Raw genomic sequence first — 17184 nt, 5'->3', positions numbered from 1 at the left:
CGATTACTTCTTTGGTTTCTTGAGGCCGAACTTTTCCCTGTATTCAGCAATCTCAATCATCGGTGGCCGCTCTTCTTCAATGATTTCCTTGAGGACCTGCTCGTACCTGTTTCCCTCAGCCTGGAATTGCCGGAAGATGTTCGACATTTCCGGTAGTTTATCGACCAGGTCATAGGCTTCCATGCGGTTGAGGAAACTTTGCAGGATACCAAAGGCCATCTTGCCCAGATCCAGAGTTGATTGATTTCGGTGGACCCGCTGGTCCAAGTCGGTCTGCCCGAAGGCGTCGAGGCCATACTTCATGTAGACATCAATGATGTGTGATGTCTCCACGCCGTATCCAATGGGAAAAGGAATGCTCTCAAGGACCTCCCGGCGGACCGCGTATTCCCCAGACAGTGGCTGGATCAGCGAAGTCAGCTCGGGAAAGAAGAGTGAGAAGAGTGGACGGACAAGAATTTCCGTGACCCGACCACCCCCTGAGGGGCGTACGCCTTGCGAGAAGGCAAGTGGCCGGTCATAAAACGCCTTCACGTACTGCATTTGATCCCGCTGGATCAAGGGGGCAATCAATCCGGTGGCAAAGCGCGGGTGAATGTTCTTAATATCCGCATCGACATAGCAGATGATATCGCCTTCCAGTTGATAGATCGCCTTCCAGAGGTTTTCTCCCTTACCGCGCTTAAAGCCCTCACTGGGGAGGATTTCCGACGAGAGATAGACATCCGCACCAAAAGCGGCCGCGGTCTCGCGCGTCTTGTCCGTTGACCCGGAATCAATCACGGCAATTTCATCAATCAATGGGTAGCGATCCATCAGCTCACTCTTGAAAATGACAATTTCCTTACCAATTGTCTTTTCTTCATTGAGCGTGGGAATGCACAGGGAGATCTTCAGATCCTTCTTTTCCTTCATCTTCACGAGCTCGAGGAGATCCCAGAACTCGCCGTGATGGAAGGTGTTGGATTCAAGCCATTTTTCTATATTACTCATCTTCAAATTGGTTATCGATGCATTGCAGCGTGGCGATCAGCTGGGCCAGCCCGCTGAACATCGGTTTGATCCGGATTGCTTCGTCGAGCTTGTGCTTGTTGTCACCCTCGGTGAGCCCAAGCGTCAGTGACGGAATGTCCTTGTCGAGAAGGACGGAGAGTTCGCTCGTCGATGGAGCAACCTGCGGCTTGATATCAAGCGCCTTCAGGATTTCACGGGCCGAGCGGACATACGGATGACTGAAGCCGATACTGCCGGGCCTGCGCCGGGCGAGGATTTCCATCGTGGCATGAATCCCGTTTTCCGCGATGTTCTGCTCGAGGATCTCCTCAATCTGTTCACGGATACGCGTCACCATTCCCGGTTCCTCGCTCCGGACCTCAAACCGCAGAGTCGCCTGAGTCGGGGGAAGGTTGAAGGATGTGCCGGAGTTGATGGATCCCAGAATAATTGAGGTCTTGGGAACCTGAGGCGTTTCAATTGCCAGAATTCTTTGCACAATCTGGGTGAGGGCTGTGATCGCGCCCGTTAAACTCCATGACTCCCAATCATGCTTCTCCGGTGTGATGACCTGAATCTCACAGCGGTTCATGCCCAGGGAAGAGTAGCTGAGCCGACCCAACTGGATGCCTTCAACACAGACCGCTGCCCCAAAAGGAAGCTTGGCATTCTCCGTGAAGAAGCGCAGCCCTTCCAAATCTCCCCGTCCCATGCTACGGCTTGCGCCCAGAAGGATCAGGTTGGACTTTAATTCAACGCCAAGGACCTTGAGGAGGGTCGGTAGCGTTGTCAGTGCCGTGACTCCAAGGGCATTGTCCGCAATGCCGGGGCCAATTAATGATTCGGAAGTGACTGTGACCGTGTGGTCAATTCCGTTTTGCCAGATCCGGTCAGTATGGGCGGCCACGAGGATGTTGTGTTTGCCCTCCGTTCCCGGAAGTAATCCGGTCGCATTTGTGACCTCATCTATGGAAATCTGGTCCAGTCCTTCCTCGGTGAAGCGATTACAGATAAACTGAACCACCTTTTCCTCCTCGAAAGTGGGTGAAGGAATTTCTCCCACCATCACCACATCCGCCAGAATTCGCTCCCTCAGGCTCAACAGTTTTTCCCGGTACTCCGGAAGTTTGGCCAAAAGTGCCTTCTCGTACTCATCATTGCTCATCTATCTCCAGTGAAGAGCAGAATGCGTGCTCAATCAAAGGAAAAAGCTGGAGTTCCTAAAAAGCTGGAGTTCCGCCTTCAGGCGGTCTTCCTACGAGGCGTATTGCTCGTAATTCTCCACCGTACCCGGATGGACTTCCACCCAGTGTCCGGGATGAACCTCTTTGAATTCCCCCGGTTGCTGCATTTGCTCCTCCGTGCAGGGAATCCATGACCTCCTTGAAAACGCACAACCTGGCGGAGGATCGATGGGTGAAGGGACATCTCCCTTGAGAAGAATGCGCTTCTCCCGTTTAACATGCGGCTCAGGAACCGGGATCGCCGAAATCAGGGCCTTTGTGTAAGCATGCAATGGATTCTTGAAAATTTCATTCGCAGCACCCAATTCCACGATTTTACCCATATACATGATGGCGATTCGGTCGGAGATGTGCTTCACGACGGCCAGATCATGGGCAATGAAAAGGTAGGAGAGATTAAATTCCTTTTGCAGATCGAGCATCAGGTTGAGAATCTGGCTCTGGACAGACACATCCAGGGCAGATACCGGCTCGTCACAGACCACCAGTTCAGGATTGAGGGAAATCGCGCGGGCGATGCCGATCCGCTGGCGCTGGCCACCGGAAAACTCAAATGGGAAACGGTCTACTGAATCCTTTGGCAGCCCAACCGTATCGAGAATCTTGGCTACGCGCTGCCGGCGTTCGCGACCCTGGCGAATGCCATGGATGAGCAGTGGCTCTTCAAGGATATTCCCGATTGAGTGACGCGAATTGAGCGACTCGGCGGGATCCTGGAAGATCATCTGGATATTGCGCCGATACGGCTTTAAGGCCTTGCCGCGTAAATGGGTGAGGTCATTGCCCTTGAAGGTAATGGAGCCCTCTGTCACATCATGCAGGCGGCAGACGCACTTCCCAAGGGTAGACTTGCCACATCCGGATTCCCCGACAAGGCCGAGTGTCTCACCCGGAAGAATGGAGAGGCTGACATCGTCTACGGCCTTTAACTGGGCCTGCGCCCTCAGAAAGACACCGCCCTTTACCGGAAAGTATTTCCGCAACCGGTTCACTTCAAGAATCGGTTCCACGGACTGGTCGGCCTCTGGTTGCTGGTTGTTGGATAACATGTTCAGGTGGTAAGTTTATCAACGCGCACGACGGGATGGTCTTCCACCCAGTGGCCAGGTTCAATTTCCAAAAGTTCCGGCCGCTCGTTTTGATAGGCCTCAGATTCCATGTAGGCCTTGGCATCCGGGTGCGGGGACCGGGGGGCAAAGCGTGCCCCTACCGGTAATTCCATTAAGCCCGGAACGTAACCTGTGATGGTCTGCAGGCGGGTCTTGGGGGTGTTTTCCATACGTGGAATGGAATCGAGCAAGCCCTTGGTGTATAGATGAGCGGGTCTTTCAAAGATATCATGGACAGTGCCCTTTTCCGCCACCCGTCCAGCGTACATGACGACGACATCATCGCAGGTTTCCGCTATGACCCCGAGATCATGCGTGATCATGATGATAGACATTCCCATTTCCGCTTGTAGCGATTTCATCAGCTCAAGGATCTGCGCCTGGATGGTCACATCCAGTGCGGTTGTCGGCTCATCTGCGATCACCAGGCTGGGCTTGCAGGCGAGGGCCATCGCAATGACTACCCGCTGGCGCATGCCTCCGGAAAGCTGGTGCGGATGTTCCGTCACGCGAACCTCCGGTGAGGGAATTCCCACCTTCTGGAGAATCTCAATGGAACGGTCCCATGCCTCCTTTTTGGAAATGTCCATGTGCAGGAGAAACACCTCGCTGAGCTGTTTACCGATTCGATGGACCGGGTTGAGGGCGGTCAGCGGCTCTTGGAATATCATGCCGATCCTGCCTCCGCGCACTTTGTGCATCTCCGCATCCTCAATGGACGTCAGGTCCCGGCCATCGAGCAGGACCTGCCCGTTGAGGATTTTCCCCATTGGCTGAGGAAGGAGCCGGATTATGGACAAGGCCGTCACGCTCTTTCCACAGCCGGACTCGCCGACAATCCCAAGCGTCTTGCCCTTCTCGACTGTGAAGCTTACGCCGTCAACAGCCGTGACCTGTCCTGCATCCGTGTCGAATGCCGTGACGAGATCTTTAACTTCAAGGAGCGTTTCTGGCAAGGCTGGCATCCTCCGGTAGAGATTGTGGAGCGTACTGGTCATACACCTTGATGACCGGTTCAAATGTCTTTCCTGACTTGCGTGCTTCAAGGGTCTCCTTTTTGAGATCCTGGTCGAGCCAGCTGACAAACCATTCCCCGGCACTGGCGCTGAGTTTGACATTGAAGTCGTCCGGGTAACGGACCCAACGCCAGAAAGCAACGCGATAGGACGGATTGACGAAGCCGGGGCAGAATGACGCGTTATCGTACAGGATTTCCTCCATGCGGAATGCCAGTTTCTTCATCTCCTCGGCGTCGTCAGAGCGCCGGTAGGCCATGATGAGAGCATCCAGCTCCGGATCGGCGACTGATTGGAGGTTGTTCGTCTGCGTCTTGATCTTCCGATCCGGGTTGGGGGTCACCCCGTCGGGCAACCACGGCACATCATAGGCATTGTCGGCATGGTAGGTCTCCCAGTAGCGAGGATACATTTCCGGAGAAACGCCAAGAGCGGAAAACGTGATATCATGTTTCTTTTCCTGAGCCATTTTCCAGCCGGCAGTCCCGTCGAGGACTTCGAGACGGAATTCCAGACCGGCCTTCATGGCCTCCTCCTTCACGATGGTGAGCATGTCTTGGAAGGTCCGATATCCGGTGCTCAAGGTGAAGGAGAGACGCTGACCCTCGTCGTTGACCAGAATACCATCAGGGCCGCGCTTTGCAAAGCCGGCCTTGGCAAACTCCGCCAGCGCCTTGTCCACGTCAAAGGGACGTGCCTTCATGGTCGGGTGCGTGAACTCGCCATAGCCGTCAGCGGTGGTGTTCATTCGGACATTGTCCCCGCGGAAATACTCCTCGATGACCCGGTTCCAGTTGGTGGCATAATTGATGCCGCGGCGGACATGGACATCATCAAGCAGGGGCTTGGCGGTGTTGATCCAGAGCCCGTAGGTGGGCCGTGGGATCTCATTGTAGAAAGTCACCTTGTGAATGTAGCCAGCCTGCACGTCCGGGTCGTCATCGGGCAGCTTCTCATAGTTGTACTCGGGAAGATTGACCAACCCGGTGGCATCGAGATCGCCCCGCTTAAAGGATTCGAACATCTTGGGAATGTCGCGAATAACTGTGAGGTGAATCCGGTCAGGATTGTACCGGTAGCGGAGGTTCTTCTTGTCCTTGGCCCACCAGTCCTTCTGGCGGGTGAGGGAGATCGATCGTCCCTTCTTGATATCGTCCTCCTTGATCACATAGGCACCCGTGGTTGGCTGGAAGCGCCACTGGTAGCGCTCGACATAATCGTCCCCAAGCTCCTTGAAGAAATGCTCCGGAACAGGGATCAGGTCGAGGACGCGCGAATTCATGTCAGGCTTGGCCTCAGGCACGCTGATGGAGAAGGTATGGTCATCATACTTCGTGATCCCGGTATAAGATTCAACGTACCAGTTATTATACCATGGGGCCCGGATATAGCTGGACTGGAAAAAGAAGAACATGAACATGAAGTCGTCCGATGTGACGGGCTCTCCATCTGAAAAACGGGCCTCCGGGTCGAGTCGGACATAGACTGTCTTGTTCTCGAAATCCACGGCCCATTCCTCTGCCAGTTCCGGGAAATAATAATGCCCACGCGGTCCGATGGAGGTGTCGTTGGGGTGGCGACGGGCAATGCGCATGGCGACGTCATCCAGTATATAAGGCCGGAAGGACCCATTTGCATCGGGGCCGACCCGGCGGAGCGTCCTTGGGAAGTCCTGCAACGCCCCATAGGCGGTGCCGCCTTTCTTTGCCTCGGATGAGCCAATTTCCGGAAGGCCCTCACCACGCTCCCAAAGCAAACCCTCTGGCAAATCCTCAATTGTCTTGAACTGGTAGAACGGCTCGACGCTTTCCATTTGCCGGTTGTATTCCTCCTGATCAATTGCGCCCGAGGCCAATTGTGCCTTCAGCTCAAGCGGGGGACGCTTGAAAGTCCGGTAGTACTCCTGGACTTCCTCGGTGTTGTCAATTGCCACTTCAGATGAGGCGGAGTCGCCACCACAGCCGGACAGCATTAGGGCCAGCAATCCGGATAGGATAGCCAATGAAGGGAGGGTCTTGTTCTTAAGGTTCATGGGAATTACTTGTAAGTGGTGAATTTCTTTGGATCAAAGGCCTCACGCACGGCCTCTCCAATAAAGGTGACAAGGGTCAGTATAAAGACCAGGGCGAGGAAAGCGCTGACGACAATCCACGGGGCATCCAGCCGGGATGTTCCCTGCTTGAGGATTTCCCCGATACTTGGGGTGGGTGGGGGCAGGCCGAAGCCCAGAAAATCGAGTGCTGTGATGGCCGTGATCGCCGCTGCCATTGTGAAAGGCATGAAGGTAACGACCGTGCTGATGGCGTTGGGCAGGATATGGTGGAAAATAATGCGCGGGGCACTGGCCCCGATTATCTGTGCTGCGGCCGTGTAATCACGGGCCTTTTCACGATAGGTGGCCGTCCGCATGTAATAGGTCATTCCCGTCCAGGAGAAAAGGACCATGATCGACAAAAGAATCCCAATCCGGGTGGAAATCGAGAAGCTGGTTGGAATAACCGAGAAAATAATGATGACCATGTAGATGAATGGGACCAGCGACCAGATTTCAATCAGGCGCTGGACAAACAGGTCGAACCAGCCTCCGAAATATCCCATCAGGCAACCGATTGTGATGCCGATCAGGTAGACGAGGGTCATGAAGGCGAGGGAAAAGAAGACGGCGATCCGGAACCCGTAAATGAGGCGGGAGAGAATATCGCGACCGGTGCTGTCTGTCCCGAGGTAATGCTGAGCCGGTGCGTCTGGTGGCCTTGGCTTGAGAACGCCCTCGTAAAGGTTGTTTTCATTCGGGCTGAAAGGGACCAGAGGCATGAGCACCCAGTTGCCGGCATCCTGCTCCTCAAAGTGCTTTTGCAGGTCCCGGTAGTTGACGGGGGTGTTTGCAATGACACCTTCAAGTCCGAATGCGTTCCCGAGTTTCACGTCTGAATAAACCGGGAAGAACGTCTCGCCCTCGTAGCGGACCATGAGGGCGCGGTTGTTGGCGAAGACCTCGGAAAAGAGCGAAAGCACCGACAGAAAAAGCAGGACGAGAAAGGAATAATACCCGCGTTTGATCTCCTTGAACCGCCTTAGCTTCTTCACCGTCAAGGGATTCATGCGGATCGGAATGGAGAACAGGCTCATCAACAGGGCAAGGAGCATGATTCCGAGGCCAAAACGCCAGTTAACCGCAAAAAAGGCGATCAATCCCAGAAAGCCAAGGAAGCCGAAGACGGCAACCCGCTTGGTTGGGTAGGAAAGGTCGGATGGGCGCTTACTCGTTATCATCGCAAATCAGATCGCTTAATTAAAACGGACACGGGGGTCGATCATGGCAACGAGGAAGTCGCTGATGATGTTTCCAAGCAGAAGAAGAATGCTGGAGAGGAGGAGGACGCCCATGACAATCGGGTAATCGCGGTCGAGGATGGCCGTGAATCCGAGCAATCCAAAACCGTTGATGTCGAAAATGGTCTCGATCAGGAAGGAACCGCCAACAAGGAGGATGATATTCTGTCCGAAGGTGGTTGCGATCGGAATGAGGGAATTCCTGAGGGCATGTCCGGTAACCGCCTTTCGGAAGGGAACGCCCTTGGCGACCGCGGTGCGGATGTAATCGGCGGCCAGATTGTCCATGAGGTGGTTTTTCATGAGCAGTGTGACGAGGGCAAAACTGCCGATCAGGTATGAGCAAAGAGGCAAGACGGCGTGCCAGAAAATGTCCTTCACCTTTTCCCAGAAGCCAAGGTCATCGAAATAGATACTCGTGAATCCACCCATGGGGAACCATTCCAGCCGGGCCGCAAAAAACACGACAAGCAAGGCCCCCAATACGTAGCCGGGGATCGCGTAACCGGTGAAAATCAGGATTGAAGAGGCGTTGTCGACAAAGGTCCGGTGCTTGATGGCCTTGAGAATCCCGAGGGGGATGCAGATCGTGTAGGTAATGATCAGTGTCCAGATCCCAAAAAAAATGGAAATGGGGAAGCGCTCACGAATGATGTTCCACACCGGTTCATTGTAGCGGTAGGAATTCCCGAGATCTCCCCGGAGGACATTGCCCACCCAGTGAAAATAGCTGATGATGGCAGGTTTGTCGAAACCGTAGTATTCCTTGAGCTGCTCAAGTTGCTCTTCCGAAAGGGCCTGGCTCTGGTTGCCAAGGCTGCCCCCCGTGACGCCCGCACTCACGCTCACGGACTGCATTTCCATAATGGCCCGCTCGATAGGCCCTCCGGGAACAATTCGCGTGATCAGGAACACGATAATCGTGATCCCGAAAATGGTCGGGGGAATTAGCAATAATCTTCGGAGAAAGTAGGAACGCATGGAAGTATGGCAGGAATGTTGTCAGTTGAGAGACAATTTCAACTAGAAAGAGACCTTCTTGACGCAGAAGGGTTACTCGCGGAAGTTTCGGCGGTCTTCCTCCCGGCAATCCTGAATGACCCGCAGACAGACCTCGCGGAGATCGAAGAGGCGGGTATACAGTTGCTCCTGAAGGGCTTTGTTGCCGTCAGCAAGGGTGACCAGCTCGGGAAGCAGGCTCATGGCGAGGTTGATCCCCCTGAGCGCACGCTTCATGTGCACGACACAGAGCAGGAAATCGCCCATATCCATGCATTGCATGGCGATAAGGCTGTGTTTTTCCGCTTCGTTGAGGCTTTCCCCGAAATCCCATGCCCTCAGATTGTCGATGGCGTCATTCTGTTCCGTGATGACCTTGCGCCAAATGTAGCGCAGGTGCAGGAAGAGGCCCGAACAGACGACGTAGACCGGATGCCTGTGAAGCGTGTAGGGATCGCTATCGGGGGAATCCTTGCCGCGGTCATCGGCTTTCCAGCTGTCTCCTTCTTCATCCGGATCATCTTCTCCCTCGATGAAGTCGCTGACAGACCAATCCTCGGAGTCCCAACCCATCTGGCGGGCAACCCAATCCAGGCGATCCATGGAATCAGACGGGCACTCATTGTAAAAGTGCAGCAATCTTGCCACTTCCTTTTCCCGCCTGCTGAGGAATTGTTGCCAGTCGAGCTCGCTCCAGGAAATATTGCCCCGGTCGTCCCAATCCCCTTCGGGCTGGCCTTCAAAATTGAAATTAGTCATTTAAATAACAGTTCTTGGAAGTTATTTTTACCATTGGCAGGAGTCTCCCGTTTGGCAATGATGAAGTCTCAAATTTAAGGGAAAATTGTCGGCAGGGCGGATTTTATGAAAACAGAGCAAGTTTATCACTGCGAGGTGCATTTCTCAGGGCGCGTGCAGGGAGTGGGCTTTCGCTATCAGACATTTCAGATCGCCAAGGAATTTGATGTCAGTGGGACGGTGCGTAATCTGGCGGACGGACGCGTCCGGCTGGAAGCGGAAGGTGACAAGAACCAGGTTCAGGCCTTTGTTGACGAAGTGGCCGATCAACTGGGCGTCTTTATTCGCCAGGTGGAGCGCACTGAAAGCGAGCAGCCACCGAGGCACAAAGGCTTCTCCATTCGGTAAGTCACGCCTAGAACGGCTTGAGAACGACCATCAGGAGGGCGATCAGCCCGAGGATAATTGTCATCCACCAGAAAATCTGGGAGAACTGGGGCTTACGATTGATGAGGACAATCATTGCGCCAAGGACAACCCAGATGCCGACCTTGACGAGAACCCAGCCGGGCCAACCGTAGTTGAGGCGGGCCAGCAGGCCAAAACCGCCGACAAGAATCAAGAGCAGGCCCAGCCCGCTGGTAATGGCACCAAGGCGGCGGACATCCTTGTTTTCCGAACCGGTGGCGCTTCGGACAATCAAGCCACCGTAGGCAAGAAAGACCATGAAAACGCCGACAAGGTGCATAATCTGATAAAATTGGTAAGGCATGAGGCTTGAGTGAGTCGATTTTCTATGGAATGAAAAGAATAAAGCGTAGATATGGAAACAGAACTTATTGAAGACATCCGGCGCCATCTGGCAGTTATTCTGGGCATCGACAAAGGCGATTTGGCCGAGGCAATCAGCGCCCTTGACGCTGCAAAGTTGTCGGCCACCGGACATTTATCGCATTATCTGGCCAAGCGGAGCTACCAGAAGGCGTGGATTCTCCTCGAAGGTGGTGATCCGGAAAAGGGCATTTGCGGGAAATAGCCATGGGAAAGCGCACAAAGGAACGAATCGACACCTCCGGCGGTCAATCCCTTTCGGCAGGAAATCCTTTCGCCGGGCTTTCGGCGGAGGGCCTTGCCAGCGGTCCGGTACAACCTGCTCAGCCAAGCAAGCCGGCAGCACCGGTGAAAAAGCGGGAGACCTTGCTGCTCCGTCGTCTGAAGGCTGGCAAAGGCGGGAAAGTGGTCACGGAAATTTCCGGATTTGATTGCCATCCGGACGGATTGGCCCAGCTGCTCAAGCGTCTGCAGACCCGGCTTGGGACAGGCGGGACGCGTCGCGGCAAAGTCCTCGAATTGCAGGGTGAATGCCGGGCGGCGGTGAAGGAGTTGCTTGAGAAGGACGGTTATCGCGTGAAAGGGATCTGACCAAAGCTCCTTCCCGTTGGCGGTCCCTGGCGACCGTTTGGCGGTTTAGGGTTGCTCTGGATGGGGGGAATCATACCAACGCAGACTATGGCAAAGGATTGGCTAGAAGGCGTGAGCGACGCCTATGATGTTGTGGTCATCGGCAGCGGGCTTGGCGGTCTGACGAGCGCCAACGTGCTGGCCAAGGCTGGCCACAAGGTGCTCGTGCTCGAGCATCATTACCAGTTCGGCGGGTTGGCCACCTGGTTCAAGCGGCCCGGCGGACATATCTTCGATATATCGCTGCACGGATTTCCTTTTGGAATGATCAAATCCTGCCGGAAGTATTGGACCCGGGAAATTGCCGATTCAATCGAGCAGCTCGAGGATGTTCGCTTCATCAATCCGCAGATGAATATTCGGACGACTTTCGACAAGACCGATTTTATCCGGATTTTCGTGGAGGAGTTTGGTGTTGAGGAGTCGCGGGTCATTGCCTTTTTCGACCGCCTTGCCGAAATGAATTTCTATGACGACGACCGGCAGACCACCGGTGAGCTGTTTGAGGAATTTTTTCCCGGCCGCAATGATGTGCACCGGCTTTTGATGGAGCCGATCTCCTATGCCAACGGCTCCGGACTAGAGGATCCAGCCATCACTTACGGGATTGTTTTCTCCAACTTCATGAACAAAGGGGTCTTTATCTACAAGGGCGGCACGGACACCCTGATCAAGAAGATGACGGCTGAACTCAAGCGCAATGGGGTCGAACTGCGGAAATGTGCGCTGGTAAAGGAAGTCCTTACAGAGCTTGGCGAGGACGGGCAAAAACGAATTTGTGGGGTTGTTGCGCAGAGCCAGAACACAGGTGAGCAGTTTGCCCCGCGGACCATCCGATGCAAAACGGTTGTCTCCAACGCGAATATCAAGAACACAATCCTGCACCTTGCCGGAGAGGAACATTTCAGCCGTGACTTTCTTGAGGAAACCAAGGCCGTGCGAGTGAACACAAGTTCCTGCCAGGTTTACATGGGGATTCGGAAGGGAGAGACCATCCCCAACATTGGCGACCTTGTCTTCACTTCGGAAGCAGAGACCTTCTCGACACAGGAGCTGACCAGCATGCGCACGAGCAGCAAGACTTTTTCGGTGTACTACCCCGACACGCGCCCGCATACCCGTGAGCCACGGTATGCCGTTGTCGCCTCGATCAATGCCCGCTGGAAAGACTGGGAAAGCCTGAACGAAGAGGATTACCAAAAGGAGAAGGCATGGCTGGTGGAAAGCTCGCTGGCCTCCTTGGAAAAGTTGATCCCGGACATTCGCTCGAAAGTGGACCATGTGGAAGCGGCCACGCCACGCACGGTGAATTACTACACCCGCCACATGGGTGGCACTTCATTCGGGACAAAGTTTGAAGGTCTCAAGGTTTCCCAAAAGCTGCCCGAAGCGCTTCCCGGATTGTACCACGCGGGCAGCGTCGGGATTATCATGTCGGGTTGGCTTGGAACGATGAATTACGGCGTGATTGTCGCCAACAAAGTTGACAAATTCCTCGTTGAAAGTGAGAAGCAGGCAGCCGTGGGAAATTAACCGGGAACTGATTTTATGGAAGAGATTTACAAAACCATTCCGCACCGTCCGCCATTCCTTTTTGTCGACCGGATTATCGAGGTGACTGAAGAGAGTGCCGTTGCAGAGCGCGATATCCGAGAGGATGAGCCGCATTTCCAGGGACACTATCCCGGCAATCCGCTCATGCCGGGCGTTCTCCTCTGTGAATCGGTTTTCCAAACGGCAGCCATTTACATGATGAAACGCTTTTCGAGCGAGGTCGGGACTGAAGGCTCCAAGACGCCAGTTCTGGCTCGCATTCAGGAGGCCAAGTTCAAGCAAATGGTACGTCCGGGAGACACCATTCGCATTGAGGCCACTTTCAAGGAAACCCTGAGCAAGTTTCATTTCATGCGTGGCAAGGTGCACGTCGGTGGCAAGCTCGCCCTGACGGTTGATTTTGCACTCGCCCTGCTGGATGCCTGAGGAAAGGATAGCGGCTCCGATGAGCTTTCTGAATATTTCAAAAAAGCGGTTTCTTGTCTGTGGGTTGGGCAACCGGCGCAGCGTTGCCTGGGCGGTTGGACAGACCCTTGAGGAGGCAGGTGCGGAAGTCATCTACACCATCCGCAATGACAAGCGGGCAGGGGAGTTGAAGAAACTTTTGAAGGAGCGTCCTTTTTTGCTCTGTGACGTTGAATACGAAGATGACATTGCCACCCTTGGAGAGCGCGTGCGCGAAGAATACGGTGAGTTGGACGGCTTTGTTCACTCGATTGCCTTTGCCAACTTCAGTGAGGGCCTGGTGCCATTCCATGAGACCAAGCGGAAGGATTTTTTGCAGGCGACCCAGATCAGCGCTTTTTCGCTGGTTGAATTGTCCCGCAGTTTGAAGCCTGTCCTGAAGCCGGATGCATCGGTGGTGGCGATCGGGATTTCCTCATCGGTCACGGCGGCCAATTACGGGTACATGTCGCCGATCAAGAATGCCCTCGAGGGCTGTGTTCGCTTCCTCGCAAAGTCCTTCAGTAAAGATAGCGAGATTCGCTTCAATTCAGTGAATGCTGGACCTCTGCGCACCAAGTCCTCAGCCGGCATACCGGGTTATCTGGATAATTACCTTTATGCTGAGCAACTGACCTATCGGAAGCGGGCCCTGACCACGCAGGAAGTGGCTGACACCGTCGTCTACCTCCTCAGTCCGAGAAGTTCCGGTATCAACGCCCAGGGAATTGTCGTGAATGCCGGCATGGACTGGAATTATTTTGACGAGTCGGTTGTCGAGAAGGCAAGTCGTCCCGAGCTATCCAGGGGTAATTCAGACGCATGAAACTTTCACGGGTTGTCATCAGTGATACGGCTGTAGTGATTCCGCCACTACCCATAACCTCGGCGGACATCGAAGAACAACTCAAGCCGACTTATGAGCGCCTGCGCCTGCCTGAAGGCCGGCTTGAATTGATGACAGGCATTGAGTGCCGCCATTTCTGGGAACCCGGATTTCTTCCCTCGCAGGCGAGTGCGGAGGCCGGGCAAGCCTTGTTGGAGAAGAGTTCTGTGGCCAAGTCGGAGATTGATATCCTGATCCATTGCGGCGTGTGTCGCGACCGGATGGAGCCGGCTACGGCGGCCTATGTGCACGGACTGCTGCAAATGCCCCCAAGTTGTCAGATTCTCGATATTTCAAACGCCTGCCTTGGGTTTGTGAATGCCATGATTCTTGCTGGCGGACTGATCGAGAGCGGCCAGATTCGGCATGCCCTCCTCGTCTCCGGGGAAAATGGACGCCCTCTTCTGGAACATACGATCCAGACACTGCTCGAGAAGGATTTAACCCGTAACGGCATAAAACCATACTTTGCCAACCTGACAATTGGTGCCGGTGCCGCGGCAATGTTGTTATCCCGCGATGATCTTGCCAAGGCAGAGGCCCCAAGGTTGCTCGGCGGCGCTGTACGGACCGACTCGGAAGCTAATAAGTTGTGCCAAGGTGATTCAATTGGAATGGACTCTTTGGAAATGCTCACGGATGCGGAGCACTTGCTGGATGCGGGTATTGCCCTTGCGGGAGAGACATGGAAAGCGTTTGAAGATGAATTAAGCTGGTCTCAGTCAACTCCAGATTGCTTTGTCTGCCATCAGGTTGGCCGGACCCACCAGCGCCGCTTGTTTGACAGTCTGGGCCTGGACCGGAGCAAGGACTTTACGACTTTTGAGACAATGGGCAACGTTGGCTCGGTATCGCTCCCGTTTACTTTCCACCAGGCACGCCAAGCGGGAAAGATCCAGCAAGGTGCGAAGGTTGCGCTGATGGGAATCGGGAGTGGACTGAGCTGCGCAATGCTGGGAGTGGAGGGTTGAAATGAACACGTTGCCTCCATGGCTGCAGGTGCAATACCCGTTCGACTGTCACGCATTTGATACAAGTGCGGGCAAGTTGAACTATATTGATGCAGGCGCGGGCACTCCAGTCGTCATGTTGCATGGTAACCCGACTTGGTCCTTTTTCTACAGGAATCTCGTCCTGGCGCTTCGGGAAACCAACCGGTGCCTTGTTCCCGACCATCTCGGCTGCGGGTTGTCGGACAAGCCCCAAGTCGCTGACTACAGCCTTTCCGCCCATGTTGAACGGACGGTTGCCTGGATTGAATCACTTGAATTGGACGGGTTCCATCTGGTTGTCCATGACTGGGGCGGAGCAATCGGATTTGGAGTGGCAGACCGGATTCGCGATCAAATCAAAAGTATCAGTATTCTGAATACAGCAGCCTTCGCTTTTCCTTCAATTCCCTTCCGGATATCAGTCTGCCGCTGGCCTTTGGCCGGAAAATTTCTTGTTCGTGGCCTGAATGGATTTGTCGAGGCTGCGACAAAAATGACCACGGTCGAACCTCTGCCGGAAGGGGTTGCTGAGGGCTACCGCTATCCCTATGGCAACTGGCATGACCGGGTTGCGATCGACGCCTTCGTGAATGACATTCCCATGCGGAAATCCCACCGGAGCTGGTCCACATTGCAGGCGATTGAGAATAGCCTCCCATGGTGGCAGGACAAACCGGTACAGATTCTATGGGGCATGCAGGACTGGTGCTTTCACACAGGCATTCTCAACGAATGGGAGAAGCGTCTGCCCGGGGCGAAAGTCTACCGGTTTGCCGAGGCGGGGCACTACCTGATGGAGGATGCCGGGGAGGCTATCTATCCGGTAATCCGGGAATTTGTAAATTGAGAATTAAGGTGAACGGAGACGGATTACCGTCCGTACAAATCGGCCAGCCCAGCAAGGTACGTGCTTGAGGACTGCCATGTCTCATTGAAGGCATTTTCCTCCATGCGCCATTGCCAGTTTCCTTGCTCTTCTCCGGGGGAGTTCATGCGCGCCGAGGATCCGAGGCTCATGATGTCCTGCATGGGAACAATGGCGAGCCGGCTGATCGACTGGTAGCATTCACGGATCAGATCCCACGCAAAATCATCGCCATCCACGCGAAGGTAACGCCGTGCATGATCACGCTCTTGCGGTGAAGCCTCGTCATACCAGCCAACAGAGGTATTATTGTCATGGGTTCCTGGATACACGACCGAATTGGCTATCAGGTTGTGTGGGAGATTGAAGTTATCGGATTTACCCCCGAAGGCAAATTGCAGGATGGCCATACCCGGAAGGCCAAGGCGATCGCGGAAATTGCGGATCTTGTCATGAATCTCGCCAAGGTCCTCGGCGATTAGCTTGGCCGAGGGGAGCTTGCGGGCCACTTCCTTGAAGAGTGCGTCCTTGGGTCCAGTAGCCCATTTTCCCGAACGGGCATCTTCGGCTCGGGCAGGAATGCGCCAGTAGTCATAAAACCCTCTGAAATGGTCAAGGCGCACAATATCGAACACCTTGAAATTGGCCTCCAGACGGTGGACCCACCATTTGAAATTGTCTTTCTTGTGTGCCTCCCAGTTATAGAGGGGATTGCCCCAGAGCTGTCCGGTTTCTGAAAAATAGTCTGGCGGGACACCTGCAACGAAGTCCGGCTTGGCCGGCTTTGACATTTCGAAGAGCTCGGGTGAGGCCCAGGTATCCGCGCTGTCGAGGGCAACGAAAATGGGCGTATCCCCGATGATCTCAATGCCGAATTCATTGGCATGGGCCTTGAGCTGTTGCCACTGCCCGAAAAAGAGGTACTGGAAAAAGGCATGGGCTTCACGGGCCTGCTTGGTTTCCTTCCAGAACTTGGATTTCCGTGCTGCGGGATACTTCCGGCATTCGGGTGGCCATTCACCCCAGAAGGTACCGTTAAAACGCTCTTTCAAGGCCATGTAGGCGCAATACGGCTCCAACCAATCGCTCTCCGCCTTTATGAAATCGGCAAAGATCCCATAATTTGGCAGATAGGCCCGACCCGACTCGACAAAGCGCTTGTGGGCGAGGCGAAGCAGGGGCCACTTGATCCGGTAGAGCATCCCAAAATCGGTGTGATCGTGTGGCAAATGCTGGAGGACGTGCAGGTCCTCGGGCTTGAGCAGTCCATACTCGAGTAACGGAACGAGGTCGATCAGGTAGGGATTGCCCGCAAAGGCGGAAAAACTCGAGTAAGGGGAATCCCCGAACCCGGTTGGCCCAAGCGGCAGAACTTGCCAATACTTGAAGCCCGATTCCTTAAGAAAATAAACAAATTGTCGGGCCTCTGCCCCAAGGACGCCGATTCCTTGATTTCCGTGAAGTGATGTCGGGTGCAGAAGGACTCCGGCGGATCGATCCTTCAACCATGCCAGAGATTTAGCTGGTGCCATATACTTGCTTCTGACGGA

General features: G+C 54.4%; 18 protein-coding genes. 8 read left to right on the top strand and 10 right to left on the bottom strand.

Annotated elements, in window-relative coordinates; translation table 11 throughout:
* Positions 1-3: 3 nt before the first annotated feature.
* The 8 genes from G0Q06_RS11105 to G0Q06_RS11070 all read right to left on the bottom strand — a co-directional run bounded on the left by G0Q06_RS11105 (position 4) and on the right by G0Q06_RS11070 (position 9453).
* On the bottom strand, positions 4-993 hold the full coding sequence (locus G0Q06_RS11105) for a glucosyl-3-phosphoglycerate synthase (protein WP_163965894.1): 990 nt from the start codon (positions 991-993) through the stop codon (positions 4-6).
* The gene (locus G0Q06_RS11100) at positions 986-2158 is read right to left on the bottom strand and encodes a peptidase dimerization domain-containing protein (RefSeq protein ID WP_163965892.1); all 1173 of its coding nucleotides are present in this window, start codon (positions 2156-2158) and stop codon (positions 986-988) included. Before G0Q06_RS11100 ends, G0Q06_RS11105 begins: the two co-directional genes overlap by 8 nt.
* A 90-nt stretch (positions 2159-2248) precedes the next feature.
* Positions 2249-3286, bottom strand: a complete 1038-nt coding sequence (locus tag G0Q06_RS11095; protein ID WP_163965890.1) for an ABC transporter ATP-binding protein — start codon at positions 3284-3286, stop codon at positions 2249-2251.
* Positions 3287-3288: 2 nt separating this feature from the next.
* Positions 3289-4311 carry an ABC transporter ATP-binding protein gene (locus tag G0Q06_RS11090; RefSeq protein WP_163965889.1) on the bottom strand — a complete coding sequence of 341 codons (1023 nt, stop codon included), beginning with the start codon at positions 4309-4311 and terminating at the stop codon, positions 3289-3291.
* The gene (locus G0Q06_RS11085; protein WP_238710713.1) at positions 4283-6394 is read right to left on the bottom strand and encodes an extracellular solute-binding protein; all 2112 of its coding nucleotides are present in this window, start codon (positions 6392-6394) and stop codon (positions 4283-4285) included. The genes G0Q06_RS11090 and G0Q06_RS11085 overlap by 29 nt, the downstream gene beginning before the upstream one ends.
* A 5-nt stretch (positions 6395-6399) precedes the next feature.
* Entirely contained in the window at positions 6400-7491 is a 1092-nt protein-coding gene (locus G0Q06_RS11080; protein ID WP_163967350.1) for an ABC transporter permease subunit, read from the bottom strand.
* Positions 7492-7650: 159 nt separating this feature from the next.
* Positions 7651-8676: an ABC transporter permease subunit gene (locus tag G0Q06_RS11075; protein ID WP_163965887.1), complete on the bottom strand. Its 1026-nt coding sequence runs from the start codon at positions 8674-8676 to the stop codon at positions 7651-7653.
* Positions 8677-8748: 72 nt separating this feature from the next.
* Positions 8749-9453, bottom strand: a complete 705-nt coding sequence (locus G0Q06_RS11070) for a hypothetical protein (protein ID WP_163965884.1) — start codon at positions 9451-9453, stop codon at positions 8749-8751.
* Positions 9454-9558: 105 nt separating this feature from the next.
* Between G0Q06_RS11070 and G0Q06_RS11065 the strand changes: the two genes are divergently transcribed.
* Complete coding sequence (locus tag G0Q06_RS11065; protein WP_163965882.1) at positions 9559-9840, top strand: acylphosphatase; 282 nt, start codon at positions 9559-9561, stop codon at positions 9838-9840.
* A gap of 7 nt (positions 9841-9847) precedes the next feature.
* Here G0Q06_RS11065 and G0Q06_RS11060 read toward each other — a convergent pair whose 3' ends face one another.
* A complete protein-coding gene (locus G0Q06_RS11060; protein ID WP_163965880.1) occupies positions 9848-10204 on the bottom strand; it encodes a hypothetical protein in 357 nt (118 codons plus the stop codon).
* A gap of 51 nt (positions 10205-10255) precedes the next feature.
* Between G0Q06_RS11060 and G0Q06_RS11055 the strand changes: the two genes are divergently transcribed.
* The 7 genes from G0Q06_RS11055 to G0Q06_RS11025 all read left to right on the top strand — a co-directional run bounded on the left by G0Q06_RS11055 (position 10256) and on the right by G0Q06_RS11025 (position 15616).
* Positions 10256-10468: a hypothetical protein gene (locus G0Q06_RS11055; RefSeq protein WP_163965878.1), complete on the top strand. Its 213-nt coding sequence runs from the start codon at positions 10256-10258 to the stop codon at positions 10466-10468.
* Positions 10469-10470: 2 nt separating this feature from the next.
* A complete protein-coding gene (locus tag G0Q06_RS11050; protein WP_163965875.1) occupies positions 10471-10854 on the top strand; it encodes a translation initiation factor in 384 nt (127 codons plus the stop codon).
* Positions 10855-10941: 87 nt separating this feature from the next.
* Positions 10942-12426 (top strand): phytoene desaturase family protein, encoded by a 1485-nt coding sequence (locus G0Q06_RS11045; protein WP_163965873.1) that lies wholly within the window; start codon positions 10942-10944, stop codon positions 12424-12426.
* A gap of 15 nt (positions 12427-12441) precedes the next feature.
* Positions 12442-12873, top strand: coding sequence for a 3-hydroxyacyl-ACP dehydratase FabZ (gene fabZ / locus G0Q06_RS11040; RefSeq protein ID WP_163965871.1), 432 nt, complete (start codon positions 12442-12444; stop codon positions 12871-12873).
* A gap of 19 nt (positions 12874-12892) precedes the next feature.
* Entirely contained in the window at positions 12893-13717 is an 825-nt protein-coding gene (locus G0Q06_RS11035) for an enoyl-ACP reductase FabI (RefSeq protein ID WP_163965869.1), read from the top strand.
* Entirely contained in the window at positions 13714-14748 is a 1035-nt protein-coding gene (locus G0Q06_RS11030; protein WP_163965866.1) for a 3-oxoacyl-ACP synthase III, read from the top strand. Before G0Q06_RS11035 ends, G0Q06_RS11030 begins: the two co-directional genes overlap by 4 nt.
* 1 nt (position 14749) lies before the next feature.
* Complete coding sequence (locus tag G0Q06_RS11025; RefSeq protein ID WP_163965864.1) at positions 14750-15616, top strand: alpha/beta fold hydrolase; 867 nt, start codon at positions 14750-14752, stop codon at positions 15614-15616.
* Between the two features lie 23 nt (positions 15617-15639).
* Here G0Q06_RS11025 and malQ read toward each other — a convergent pair whose 3' ends face one another.
* Complete coding sequence (malQ, locus tag G0Q06_RS11020; protein ID WP_163965861.1) at positions 15640-17166, bottom strand: 4-alpha-glucanotransferase; 1527 nt, start codon at positions 17164-17166, stop codon at positions 15640-15642.
* Positions 17167-17184 lie beyond the last annotated feature (18 nt).

The organism is Oceanipulchritudo coccoides (assembly GCF_010500615.1).
Taxonomy (GTDB): Bacteria; Verrucomicrobiota; Verrucomicrobiia; order Opitutales; family Oceanipulchritudinaceae; genus Oceanipulchritudo; species Oceanipulchritudo coccoides.
Note: the sequence above shows the minus strand (reverse complement) of the source record. Positions and strands in the feature narration are given on the sequence as shown.